Annotated in this window: 10 protein-coding genes; 9 read left to right on the top strand and 1 reads right to left on the bottom strand. The window is 43.8% G+C overall.

What is annotated here, in order from left to right; all coding sequences use genetic code 11:
• Window positions 1–108 precede the first annotated feature (108 nt).
• On the bottom strand, window positions 109–384 hold the full coding sequence (locus AACQ83_RS05460; protein WP_112876766.1) for a hypothetical protein: 276 nt from the start codon (window positions 382–384) through the stop codon (window positions 109–111).
• Between the two features lie 672 nt (window positions 385–1,056).
• Here AACQ83_RS05460 and AACQ83_RS05455 point away from each other — a divergent pair.
• The 9 genes from AACQ83_RS05455 (at window position 1,057) to acnB (ending at window position 13,464) form a co-directional block, all read left to right on the top strand.
• On the top strand, window positions 1,057–1,635 hold the full coding sequence (locus AACQ83_RS05455; RefSeq protein ID WP_112876764.1) for a hypothetical protein: 579 nt from the start codon (window positions 1,057–1,059) through the stop codon (window positions 1,633–1,635).
• An 8-nt stretch (window positions 1,636–1,643) separates the two neighbouring features.
• Window positions 1,644–1,865: a helix-turn-helix domain-containing protein gene (locus tag AACQ83_RS05450; protein ID WP_112876763.1), complete on the top strand. Its 222-nt coding sequence runs from the start codon at window positions 1,644–1,646 to the stop codon at window positions 1,863–1,865.
• Window positions 1,866–2,210: 345 nt separating this feature from the next.
• Entirely contained in the window at window positions 2,211–2,483 is a 273-nt protein-coding gene (locus AACQ83_RS05445; protein ID WP_112876762.1) for a lipoprotein, read from the top strand.
• Between the two features lie 47 nt (window positions 2,484–2,530).
• A complete protein-coding gene (locus tag AACQ83_RS05440) occupies window positions 2,531–2,899 on the top strand; it encodes a hypothetical protein (protein ID WP_112876761.1) in 369 nt (122 codons plus the stop codon).
• 630 nt (window positions 2,900–3,529) lie between these two features.
• Window positions 3,530–4,294, top strand: coding sequence for a pyruvate dehydrogenase complex transcriptional repressor PdhR (gene pdhR, locus AACQ83_RS05435; RefSeq protein ID WP_036777528.1), 765 nt, complete (start codon window positions 3,530–3,532; stop codon window positions 4,292–4,294).
• Between the two features lie 189 nt (window positions 4,295–4,483).
• Entirely contained in the window at window positions 4,484–7,147 is a 2,664-nt protein-coding gene (aceE, locus tag AACQ83_RS05430; RefSeq protein WP_112876760.1) for a pyruvate dehydrogenase (acetyl-transferring), homodimeric type, read from the top strand.
• Window positions 7,148–7,161: 14 nt separating this feature from the next.
• Window positions 7,162–8,760: a pyruvate dehydrogenase complex dihydrolipoyllysine-residue acetyltransferase gene (gene aceF, locus AACQ83_RS05425; RefSeq protein ID WP_112876759.1), complete on the top strand. Its 1,599-nt coding sequence runs from the start codon at window positions 7,162–7,164 to the stop codon at window positions 8,758–8,760.
• A gap of 206 nt (window positions 8,761–8,966) precedes the next feature.
• Complete coding sequence (lpdA, locus tag AACQ83_RS05420) at window positions 8,967–10,394, top strand: dihydrolipoyl dehydrogenase (RefSeq protein ID WP_112876758.1); 1,428 nt, start codon at window positions 8,967–8,969, stop codon at window positions 10,392–10,394.
• A 472-nt stretch (window positions 10,395–10,866) separates the two neighbouring features.
• Window positions 10,867–13,464: a bifunctional aconitate hydratase 2/2-methylisocitrate dehydratase gene (gene acnB / locus AACQ83_RS05415; protein ID WP_112876757.1), complete on the top strand. Its 2,598-nt coding sequence runs from the start codon at window positions 10,867–10,869 to the stop codon at window positions 13,462–13,464.
• The last annotated feature ends 108 nt before the right edge of the window (window positions 13,465–13,572 follow it).

Raw genomic sequence — 13,572 nt, 5'->3', positions numbered from 1 at the left:
ATCGACGCAGCAGTAAAGTTCTTCTAAATTAAACATGCCTGAGGATCTCCACGATTTTGTTTTCTTTGACAAAAACTTTGATCGTGCCTCAGGCACTTAGTTCCCTTCTTAAGCAAACCTCAGGTTAACTAGTTTGACCTCTATATTTTTTGCTGATGTGGGGGCAGAAGGTTGTAGGGTTTTAACGTCTAATGATTTAACGTTTCCCATATCTAATTGGTAGGAACCGTTACTACCAGTAACATCACCTTCAACATTGAGTTCACAAGTCGCTTGGCCTATGGTAGCCATCACGTTTACCGTAGTACCACCTGAAGCATGTGCCATCCCCATGCTCAGGAGCACTGCGGCTAATACGCTGGTTTTTAAAATTTGTTTTTTCATTTCATCTCATCTATTCCTTATCTACATCTATTTACATACATTTTGCCTAAAACAACACCATGACAGGTTAAACAATCGGACCGCCAAGGCGGTGCGTTTACTGGTCATTTTAACTCTAAATGTTCGGTTTTATGTCCCGTATCAGAAACTGATGTCATTGAAAGCCACACCGTTACTTCGAGTAACGCTTTTCCTCGCGATTACACTTTCTTACCGTTGCGCAGAAACACGAATCTCCAGAATCGTAAAAGCATTACATCAATTATTCTTATTGATTTTCAGTGTTGAGGGGATTGGTTAAAACCTGATATCAGGTTCATTTTGAGCCATTATTTTCGATTCACTCTGTATTGAAATTGACCGGCATTGCGTGGGCTTTGAAAGGTACCCGGAGTAGACCGTTCTGTATTTGTCATACAATCTTCACAACAAACTATCGCGGTAAACCATGTGATGGCAGGATGATAGAACAGTGACCAAGTAACATATACTGTTTGAAGATATTCAGGTAAATGATGATTTTTTTCTTTTTCTATCAATAAATTAATGACAGTTTTCAAATTACCCTGAATCATATTCTGTCTATTTAGTGATAAAAAATTATTGTCATACGATAACTTTTAAAGTACTTTAGCGACAGTTTAGTTAAACATGTATATGGAATGACACAAGATGTGTGATAAACAGGAGTTTGTAACTAATCCCAGAATCAAGCTACTCAGCTTTCTGGCTATTATTATTGCTTCCATTATGGTAATTGGTGATATTGGGTTCCATATTGCGTCTTGGTCGTTATGGCATGATGCCACTCGCCAGGCTGTTCTTCAGGCGTATAGCGATCTTATGCCGGCATTGACTGCAAAAGGATTTAAGCAATCTTTATTAAGTCAGGTGCTTTATATCTCGTTGGATACGATACCTCGGATTATATCAACGTCATCTTATATATTAATTGGCATTCTGTTTTTCCGGTTTGCTAAAGGTGAAATATGGAGTAACCGTAATATTTCCGCTTCATTTATTATTGGTTTCCTGATGATTCTAGAGCAACTTCTCTACCCTGTGATTAATATGTTACAAGGAATGGCGTTATCTGTGGATTTAGTGAAAGGGCAACGGGTATTTAGTTTTTCGTTTGGAGTTAATTCAGAATCTCTGTTTATTATTATGTTTGGTGTATTCCTTTTGATATTTAGCTTAATTATGCGTGAATCTAAGAAGATAAGCGATGAGCAACGTTATTTTATCTGAGAATCATCATGAGTATTATAATAAGGTTGGATGTGATCTTAGCGAAAAGGAAAGTAAAGTCTAAAGAATTAGCTGCCATTATTGGTATTACTGAGCAAAATTTATCATTACTGAAAAATGGCAAAATAAAAGGTATCCGTATCGAGACGCTGGAAAAAATTTGTAGGCATTTGCAGTGTCAACCTGGAGATATATTGGAATATGTGGAAGATGGAGAGGATAGCCGTTAATATAACAAATAAAGTCATTGTATGTCTTTTGGTATCTTATAAGATAGAACTTTATATTCATTAGCCAGTTTTAAATACATGAAAATATTAATTATTTCATGTTTTTTATCTAGCCTGTTACTTTTTGGTGTTAATGGTTCACCAATAAAGCAGGTTTTTCCTAGCGATAAGAATATATATTTCTCTCTGGGGGGATATTGTTCTGATATTCCGTGGAATGCCAGAAAGATAAAATGCATATGTAGATATTATTTACTCGATCATAAGAAATGATCTCTCTTTTTATATGGTTTTTCATTTAAGTTAAATTTTTATAAAATATACAGTAATTTAAGGATATTAAGAATGAATAAATTTCTCATTGCTTTATTATCAATATTTGTAGTTACGGGATGTTCCATGCCACGGCTTACTGATAGCTATATTTCAACCTGTGGTTATTTTGAATGTAATGTCAAGGATATAGTTTCAGGCAGTGAAGTTAAAGTAGATAATATACATTCTATTCCTGATATTTACAGAGATATCTCAAACCAAGATAGACAAATTATACAGTCTGGTGGACAGCCATCTTTTGAAGATAAGAGTTACCGTATTGGGGGGACTTTTAAATTCTAATTTAATTTCTTTGGTTATTTCTTTATTTTTAATTAAGGTATTGTTATATGAATTTTATAAGAAAAATAGCTGTTATCCCTTTATTTACCTTATTTACTGTATTGGCGGGTTGTACATCATGGGAAAAACCAGGCGCAACTCAGTATGAAAGAGATAGGGATTATGCTGAATGTAAAGCATTGGGTTATTCTCAATTACCATCAGACTGGACCAGCGAAGTTGTTCATTCTTTCGAGACAAAACGTTTTTCCTGCAAAGATAAAGACAAGGACGAAGATAAATCCTGTAATCATTATATTACTGTGCCGAAAACTGAAGTTAAGCGTTGGGATAAAAATGAATCGTCAAGGCGTTGGATAATTTCATCCTGTATGTATAAAAAAGGGTGGCATGAAGAGACGCGCTATTGGTTTTAATATATACCCGTCATCTTTCAAGTTGCCTCTTTGTTGGCTGCACTCACTCACCCCGGTCACATCGTTATCTATGCTCCCGGGGATTCTCTCCCTTGCCGCCGCGATGCATCTTGAAATCTATAGGGTATAGTTCATTTTTTCCATCAGCAGGAGTTATGTGGAGCTGTTGCTGGTGGTTCCTCACATTTTGTCATTATTCCTTTCTAATCGTTGGTTTTAGCCTCTCGGTTTTATTGATTTGAGCTACATTTATAACTTGATGGTATACATTTGTATTTAAAATCAGCAGGTGATGATTTGGTAGCTATATCTTTTTAATAAAGATTCAACTATTTTATTGCTGTAACGATTCAATATACCCATTTATATGTTTAAAAAAGGTTGGTTAAAATATTATCTTAGGATGTTTATTAACCTACTGGTTATCAGCTTTTACTAATTTTTAAAAAAAATTGTCAAAATTTGCAGGTTTTTATGATTTAGCAAAAGGTCTTTATAGACAGTTGATGAATACTTTGTTACTTTTATGGCCCGGTGGTTTAAATTGGTATTACCAATTGACTTCGGCAAAGACCGAAACAACAAACAAAATAGCCTCATGAGATAGGTTCTAACTGGCTTATAATAAATATGGCTTATAGTAAAATCCGCCAACCAAAACTATCAGATGTCATTGAGCAGCGTCTTGAGCATCTCATCCTTGAAGGATCCGTGCGTCCAGGGGAGAAGTTGCCGCCTGAACGTGAGTTGGCGAAACAGTTTGATGTGTCACGTCCTTCACTGCGCGAAGCCATTCAACGGTTAGAAGCTAAAGGTTTTCTTTTTCGCCGTCAGGGTGGGGGAACGTTTGTTCAGAGTAACCTCTGGCAAAGTTTCAGTGATCCGCTGGCACAATTACTGGCTGGTCACCCAGAATCTCAATTTGACCTCCTTGAAACCCGCCATGCTTTGGAAGGTGTTGCTGCCTATTACGCGGCACTGCGTGGAACTGACGAAGATTTTGAGCGTATTCGGCAATATCACCTTGTTATTCAACAAGCTCAGGAAAGTGGTGATGTCAATGCTGAATCTGAAGCTGTTTTGCAATATCAGCTTGTCGTTGCTGAAGCCGCGCATAATGTGGTTCTCCTTCATTTATTACGTTGTATGGCGCCTATGCTGGAACAAAATATCCGGCAGAATTTTGAGTTTTTGTATACCCGCCGGGAAATGCTGACGGCTGTCAGCGATCATCGGGCGAAGATTTTTGAAGCAATAATGGCGAGGCAACCAGAGAAAGCCCGTGAGGCCTCCCATCGCCATTTAGCTTTTATCGAAGATGTCTTATTGGATCTCAGCCGCGAGCACACTCGCCGTGAGCGATCATTACGACGTCTTCAACAGCATCAGGAATAAAATTAGCTGTGTAGATCTTGAAGTTTGCTGCGTTTGCACAGCTAAGTTGAGTCCCTTTACTGAGGGCGCTAGCGGCAACAACAGTGAGGGCCTATCTTCCAGTCATGACCGGCTGAACGTCAAAGGGTATGACGGGAAGGTAGGCTCCAAAACAATCATTAGAAACAGATAACAGATAAGGAATACACCATGTCAGACATTTTGAAAAATGACGTGGATCCGATCGAAACTCGCGACTGGTTACAGGCGATCGAATCGGTCATCCGTGAAGAGGGTGTTGATCGTGCCCAGTTCTTGATTGATCAGGTACTGAACGAAGCACGTAAAGGTGGCGTGAATGTTGCAGCCGGTGCTGCTAACCGCGATTATATCAATACCATTGCTGTTGAGGATGAGCCTGCTTACCCTGGCAATCTGGATTTGGAGCGCCGTATTCGCTCTGCTATTCGTTGGAATGCTGTGATGACCGTGTTGCGGGCATCCAAAAAAGATCTGGAATTGGGTGGTCACATGGCTTCATTCCAGTCTTCAGCAACCATGTATGAAGTTTGTTTCAACCATTTCTTCCGTGCCCGTAATGAAAATGACGGCGGTGACTTGGTTTATTTCCAAGGCCACATCTCTCCAGGCGTCTACGCTCGTGCTTTCCTTGAAGGTCGTTTAACTGAAGAGCAGATGAATAATTTCCGTCAGGAAATTCATGGCAACGGTCTCTCTTCTTATCCGCATCCAAAATTGATGCCTGAATTCTGGCAGTTCCCAACCGTTTCAATGGGATTGGGGCCAATCGGTGCGATTTATCAGGCTAAATTCCTGAAATATCTGGAACACCGTGGTCTGAAAGATACCTCCAAGCAGACCGTTTATGCCTTCTTGGGCGACGGTGAAATGGATGAGCCAGAATCCAAAGGTGCGATTACTATCGCAACCCGCGAGAAACTGGATAATTTGGTATTTGTTATCAACTGTAACCTGCAACGTCTGGATGGTCCAGTTACGGGTAATGGCAAAATCGTTAATGAGCTGGAAGGCATTTTTGATGGCGCAGGTTGGCAGGTTATTAAAGTGCTTTGGGGCGATCGTTGGGATGAACTGTTGCGTAAAGATACCAGCGGTAAATTGATCCAACTGATGAACGAAACGCTGGACGGTGATTACCAGACGTTCAAATCCAAAGATGGCGCTTATGTGCGTCAGCATTTCTTTGGTCGTTACCCAGAGACCGCTGAATTAGTCAAAGATATGACCGATGACCAGATTTGGGCGTTGAACCGTGGTGGTCATGATCCTAAGAAAGTCTTTGCTGCTTTGAAAAAAGCGCAAGAAACTACCGGCAAACCAACGGTTATCCTGGCTCAGACTATCAAAGGTTACGGTATGGGTGATACGGCGGAAGGTAAAAATATTGCTCATCAGGTTAAGAAGATGAATATGGAAGGCGTTCGCCATTTCCGTGATCGTTTCAATGTCCCTGTTGCTGATGAGCAAATCGAAAACCTGCCATATGTGACTTTCGATAAAGATTCTGAAGAATACAAATACCTGCATGAGCGTCGTGCAGCGCTTGGTGGCTATTTGCCAAGCCGTCGTACTCATTTTGAAGAGAAACTGGAACTGCCAACGCTGGAAGATTTTGGTGCGTTGCTGGAAGAACAAAACAAAGAAATTTCTACTACTATTGCTTTCGTTCGTGCTTTGAACGTGATGTTGAAAAACAAGTCAATCAAAGATCGTCTGGTTCCAATCATTGCCGATGAAGCGCGTACTTTTGGTATGGAAGGTCTGTTCCGTCAAATCGGCATCTACAGCCCTAACGGCCAGCAATATACTCCGCAAGACCGTGAGCAGGTTGCTTACTATAAAGAAGACGCCAAAGGTCAGATTCTACAAGAAGGTATCAATGAACTGGGTGCCGGTTCATCATGGCTGGCGGCGGCAACGTCTTATAGCACCAATAACCTGCCAATGATTCCGTTCTACATCTACTACTCTATGTTCGGGTTCCAACGTATTGGCGACCTGTGCTGGGCAGCTGGCGACCAACAGGCTCGTGGCTTCCTGATTGGTGGTACTTCTGGTCGTACAACCCTGAATGGCGAAGGTCTGCAACACGAAGATGGTCACAGCCATATTCAGTCTCTGACTATCCCTAACTGCATCTCTTATGATCCGGCATTTGCTTATGAAGTTGCTGTGATTATGCATGATGGTTTGGAGCGTATGTATGGTGAGAAACAAGAGAATATTTACTACTACATCACCACGTTGAACGAAAACTACCACATGCCGGCGATGCCACAAGGCGCGGAAGAAGGTATCCGTAAAGGTATCTACAAGCTGGAAAGCTTGGAAGGTAGTAAAGGTAAAGTTCAGCTATTAGGTTCAGGTTCTATTCTGCGTCATGTGCGTGAAGCAGCGCAGATTCTGGCTAACGATTATGGTGTGGGTTCTGATGTGTACAGCGTGACTTCATTCACTGAACTGGCTCGTGATGGTCAGGATTGTGAACGTTGGAACATGTTGCATCCAACAGAAACGCCACGTGTACCTTATGTTGCTCAGATCATGAATGAAGCACCGGCAGTGGCTTCTACTGATTATATGAAGTTGTTCGCAGAACAAATTCGTAACTTCATCCCTGCAAGCGAATTCCGCGTATTGGGTACTGACGGTTTCGGTCGTTCCGATAGCCGTGAAAACCTGCGTCATCATTTTGAAGTTGATGCTTCTTACGTGGTGGTTGCTGCTTTGGGTGAATTGGCTAAGCGCGGCGAAATCGATGTGAGTGTTGTGGAAGAAGCAATCAAGAAATACAACATTAACCCAGAAAAAGTTAACCCGCGTCTGGCATAAGAGGTAAAGAATCAATGGCTATCGAAATTAAGGTACCGGATATCGGTGCGGATGAAGTTGAAGTCACCGAAATCATGGTGAAAGTTGGCGATACAGTGGAAGCTGAACAATCGCTGATCACCGTGGAAGGTGATAAGGCTTCTATGGAAGTTCCATCCCCTCAGACGGGTGTCGTTAAAGAGATCATCATTGCGGTTGGCGATAAAGTTGAAACCGACAAACTGATTATGATTTTTGATTCTGCGGAAGGTGCTGTAGAAGCTGCGCCAGCGGAAGAGCCGGCAGCGATAACATTGTCTTCGCGTATGGCAGAGGCAGAACCAGTAGCTTCTGCGGCTATGAATGTTCATGTACCGGATATCGGTGGTGATGAAGTCGAAGTTACCGAAGTGATGGTGAAAGTTGGCGATGCGGTGGAAGCTGAACAATCGCTGATCACCGTAGAAGGTGATAAAGCCTCTATGGAAGTCCCCGCGCCATTCGCAGGTATCGTTAAAGAAATTCAAATCAAGGTCGGTGATAAAGTGAAAACCGATTCTATGATTATGGTATTTGAAGTTGCGGGTGCAGCGCCTGCTGCTCCGGCTGCCTCTGCGCCAGCGCCAGCGGCTGAACCAGAGAAAGCGGCAGCACCGGTTATTGCTAGCAGAAGCTTCGCAGAAGAAGACAAAAATGATTTCGCTGAAAATAGTGCTTATGTTCATGCAACGCCGGTGATCCGTCGTCTGGCGCGTGAATTCGGCGTTAACCTGGCTAAAGTGAAAGGTACAGGGCGTAAAGGCCGTGTTCTGCGTGAAGATGTTCAGGCTTACGTGAAAGACGCGGTTAAACGTGCAGAGTCTACTCCTGCATCAGCCGGTGGTGGTCTGCCGGGTATGTTGCCTTGGCCGAAAGTGGATTTCAGTAAATTTGGTGAAATTGAAGAAGTTGAACTGGGTCGTATTCAGAAAATCTCTGGTGCTAACCTGAGCCGTAACTGGGTGATGATCCCACATGTTACACAGTTCGACGAAACGGATATTACTGAAGTTGAAAACTTCCGTAAGCAGCAGAATCAGGAAGCTGAGAAGAAACAGCTTGGTGTGAAGATCACGCCATTGGTATTCATCATGAAAGCGGTAGCAAAAGCGCTGGAAGAGATGCCGCGCTTTAACAGCTCTATCTCGGAAGATGGTCAGAAACTGACGCTGAAAAAATACATCAACATTGGTGTGGCAGTGGATACACCTAATGGTCTGGTGGTTCCAGTGTTCCGTGATGTTAATAATAAGGGCATCATCGAATTGTCCCGCGAGCTGACTGAGATGTCTAAGAAAGCGCGTGCAGGCAAACTGACTGCATCTGATATGCAGGGGGGATGCTTCACTATTTCAAGCCTGGGTGGTATCGGTGGCACAGCATTTACGCCAATCGTTAATGCACCAGAAGTGGCTATCCTGGGCGTATCCCGCTCATCAATGAAGCCGGTATGGAATGGTAAAGAGTTTGTTCCACGCCTGATGCTACCTCTGTCACTCTCTTTCGATCACCGTGTGATCGATGGTGCTGATGGTGCGCGTTTCATCACATTTATTAATCATGCGATGAGCGATATCCGCCGTCTGGTGATGTAATCTCAAAGGCCGGCCATGTGCCGGCCTGATTGTTATTGCGGTGACAGAGAGACAGCTTACATCTGGTGAGTTTGTTGCGAGTTCTGTCACGTTAACGCACTTTTCAGGTTATTAACAATTCTGTAAACTGCTCGCGGTGTGTAGGTCCCGGTGGAATATATCGTTTTTGGCGCCTGACCCGCCGGACAAACAATTAAGAGGTCATGATGAGTACTGAAATTAAAGCCCAAGTAGTGGTACTTGGGGCAGGTCCAGCAGGGTATTCTGCTGCTTTTCGTTGCGCGGATTTAGGTTTGGAAACCGTTCTGGTGGAACGTTACTCTACCTTAGGTGGTGTTTGTCTTAACGTTGGTTGTATCCCTTCCAAGGCATTGCTGCATGTAGCAAAAGTTATTGAGGAAGCTAAAGCGCTGGCAGATCATGGCATCGTTTTTGGTGAACCCAAAACTGACATCGAAAAAGTCCGTGTTTGGAAAGAAAAAGTTATTAATCAGCTAACCGGTGGTTTGGCTGGTATGGCTAAAGGCCGTAAAGTTAAAGTGGTTAATGGTGTTGGTAAATTTACAGGGGCGAACACGCTGGTTGTTGAAGGTGAAGGTGGCGCAACAACGATTAATTTTGATAACGCCATTATTGCAGCGGGTTCCCGTCCTATCCAATTGCCATTTATTCCTCATGATGACCCGCGCGTTTGGGATTCTACCGATGCTTTGGCGCTGACAACCGTTCCTGGCCGCTTGTTGGTCATGGGCGGTGGTATTATCGGTCTGGAAATGGGAACCGTTTACCACGCTCTGGGTTCTCAGATTGATGTTGTTGAAATGTTGGATCAGGTTATTCCTGCGGCTGATAAAGATGTGGTGAAAGTCTTTACCAAACGTATCAGCAAACAATTCAATCTGATGCTGGAAACCAAAGTTACCGTAGTAGAAGCCAAAGAAGATGGTATCTACGTCACGATGGAAGGCAAAAACGCACCGACAGAACCACAGCGTTATGACGCGGTTCTGGTTGCTATCGGTCGTGTACCTAACGGTAAAATGCTGGATGCAGGTAAAGCTGGTGTTGACGTTGACGACCGCGGCTTTATCCACGTTGATAAGCAAATGCGCACCAATGTACCGCACATCTTTGCTATTGGTGACATCGTTGGTCAGCCTATGTTGGCGCATAAAGGTGTTCATGAAGGTCACGTTGCGGCGGAAGTTATTTCTGGTAAGAAACACTACTTTGATCCAAAAGTGATTCCATCCATTGCTTACACTGAACCCGAAGTTGCATGGGTTGGCCTGACTGAGAAAGAAGCGAAAGAGAAAGGCATTAGCTATGAAACGGCTACTTTCCCGTGGGCAGCTTCTGGCCGCGCAATTGCTTCTGATTGTGCTGACGGTATGACCAAACTGATTTTCGATAAAGAAAGTAATCGTATTATCGGTGGTGCTATTGTGGGTACTAACGGTGGTGAATTGTTGGGTGAAATCGGTCTGGCAATTGAAATGGGTTGTGATGCGGAAGATATCGCATTGACCATCCATGCTCACCCAACATTGCATGAATCGGTAGGTCTGGCTGCTGAAGTCTTTGAAGGCAGTATTACTGATTTGCCGAATGCGAAGGCAAAGAAAAAGAAGTAATTTCTTAAATCGATTAATGTATTAATGTAATTCACCGAAGCGGCTTTCATTTATTGAAAGCCGTTTTTTTATCTGGTATGACCTGTTTGGGAAAGTACAGTATAAAAAGTATGGCTTTTGTAGGTGCTATTGGCAAAAATCAGCGGAATAATCTGTTTTAATAGCTTTGTCTGCTGTTAATTCAGAATATTACTATCAGTTAATGTTACTTTTATGTGAACGAATTAACATCGCATTCAAATTTTGGTATGCTGAGCGCCCGAAGCTGGGCATAACTTGATTTGTACTTGTTAAGTTATGTCGGCAATCCTCTGACCTGGCACCCGGAACCATAACTAACAACCTGTCCCAGGAGGGGCTATTTGTTGCGAAAACACATATTGTTGCGCAAAGACGATAGTCTGGTGAGGCAGGTTCTAAGGCGGGTGCAGAGCCGGGTAGATAAAATGACAATGAGAGCGAGGAGAAAGTCGTGCTAGAAGAATACCGCAAGCACGTAGCCGAGCGTGCAGCCCAAGGTGTTGTCCCTAAACCATTGGACGCGACACAAGCGGCGGCGCTGGTTGAGTTACTGAAGAGCCCACCAAAAGGTGAAGAAGATTTCCTGTTAGATCTGCTGATTAACCGTATTCCCCCTGGCGTTGATGAAGCGGCCTATGTAAAAGCCGGTTTTCTTGCCGCCATTGCGAAAGATGAAACCATTTCACCGCTAATCGCGCCAGAAAAGGCGGTTGAACTGCTTGGAACGATGCAAGGTGGTTATAATATTCATCCTTTGATTGATGCTCTGGATAATGAAAAACTGGCTCCAATTGCAGCTAAAGCGCTCTCTCATACTTTGTTGATGTTTGACAACTTCTATGATGTAGAAGAAAAAGCAAGAGCAGGTAATCCACAAGCCAAACAAATTATGCAATCTTGGGCTGATGCGCAGTGGTATCTGGAACGCCCTGAATTGGCAGAAAAAATTACAGTCACAGTATTTAAAGTGACGGGTGAAACAAACACTGACGACTTATCTCCTGCGCAGGATGCATGGTCACGCCCTGATATTCCTCTGCATGCTCTGGCTATGTTGAAAAATGCCCGCGAAGGGATTGTCCCGGATCAAGCTGGTGTTATTGGCCCAATCAAACAGATTGAAGAGCTGAATAAGAAAGGCTATCCGCTGGCTTATGTCGGTGATGTGGTTGGTACAGGTTCTTCCCGCAAATCAGCCACTAACTCAGTGTTATGGTTTATGGGCGATGATATTCCATTTGTGCCAAACAAACGTGGTGGTGGTGTTGTTCTGGGCGGTAAAATTGCACCAATCTTCTTCAATACGATGGAAGATGCCGGTGCGCTGCCAATTGAGCTGGATGTGAACAAATTAAATATGGGGGAGGTAATTGATATCTACCCATATAAAGGGGAAGTACGTCACCACGAAACCAATGAGTTACTGGCTGAATTTGAACTGAAAACAGATGTATTGTTGGATGAAGTGCGTGCGGGTGGCCGTATTCCACTGATTATCGGCCGTGGTTTGACCAGTAAGGCACGTGAATCTCTTGGTTTACCACCCAGTGATGTCTTCCGTCAGGCGAAAGCGGTTGAAGAAAGTAGTCGCGGTTTCTCCCTGGCTCAGAAAATGGTCGGTCGGGCATGTGGCACGGTGGGTATTCGCCCTGGTGAATACTGTGAACCTAAAATGACCTCTGTTGGTTCTCAGGATACAACTGGCCCCATGACCCGTGACGAACTGAAAGATCTGGCGTGTTTGGGTTTCTCTGCGGATCTGGTAATGCAGTCATTCTGCCATACGGCGGCTTATCCTAAGCCAGTTGACGTCACCACTCACCATACCTTGCCTGACTTCATCATGAATCGTGGCGGGGTTTCTCTGCGTCCGGGGGATGGCATTATTCACTCATGGCTGAACCGTATGCTGTTGCCTGATACCGTTGGTACGGGCGGTGATTCTCATACGCGTTTCCCGATTGGTATTTCCTTCCCGGCTGGTTCTGGTCTGGTAGCGTTTGCTGCTGCGACGGGGGTGATGCCTTTGGATATGCCAGAATCTGTGCTGGTTCGTTTTAAAGGGCAGATGCAGCCCGGTATTACTTTGCGTGATTTGGTTCATGCGATTCCTTACTATGCGATTCAGCAAGGCCTTCTGACGGTTGAAAAGAAAGGTAAGAAAAACATCTTCTCTGGCCGTATCCTCGAAATTGAAGGTTTGCCAGATCTGAAAGTCGAGCAGGCATTTGAGTTGGCGGATGCTTCTGCGGAGCGCTCTGCGGCGGGTTGTACCATTAAATTGGATAAAGCACCGATTATTGAATATCTGCAATCCAATATTGTACTGCTGAAATGGATGATTGCTGAAGGTTATGGTGATCGCCGTACTTTAGAACGTCGTGTAACAGGCATGGAGAATTGGCTGAAAGATCCTCAATTGTTGGAAGCTGATGCTGATGCAGAATATGCCGCAGTTATCGAAATCGATCTGGCTGAAATTAAAGAGCCTATTCTATGCGCGCCGAATGATCCAGATGATGCCCGTTTACTGTCTGATGTGGCTAACAGTAAGATCGATGAGGTTTTTATCGGTTCTTGTATGACTAACATTGGTCATTTCCGTGCAGCCGGTAAGTTATTGGATCAACATAAAGGTCAATTACCGACTCGTTTATGGGTTGCTCCGCCAACGAAAATGGATGCGGCTCAACTCACAGAGGAAGGTTATTACAGCATCTTTGGCAAGAGTGGAGCACGGGTTGAAATTCCTGGTTGTTCCTTGTGCATGGGTAACCAAGCACGCGTTGCTGACGGTGTAACTGTGGTCTCCACTTCGACTCGTAACTTCCCAAATCGTTTGGGGACGGGTGCGAATGTTTACCTGGCATCGGCTGAACTGGCGGCTGTAGCTTCTCTGTTGGGACGTCTGCCTACGCCAGAAGAGTATCAGCAATTTATGGCTAAAGTTGATGAGACTGCGGAAGATACTTACCGTTATCTCAATTTTGATCAACTGAACCAATACACTGAAAAAGCGGATGATGTGATTTTCCAAACTGCGGTGTAATTCCGATATATACCCAATGGATTTCAAGATGCATCGCGACGGCAAGGGAGTGAATCCCCGGGAGCATAGGTAACGATGTGACCGGGGTGAGCGAGTGCAGCCAACAAA

This window comes from Photorhabdus sp. S10-54 (assembly GCF_963878145.1).
Lineage (GTDB): Bacteria > Pseudomonadota > Gammaproteobacteria > Enterobacterales > Enterobacteriaceae > Photorhabdus > Photorhabdus kayaii.
Note: the sequence above shows the minus strand (reverse complement) of the source record. Positions and strands in the feature narration are given on the sequence as shown.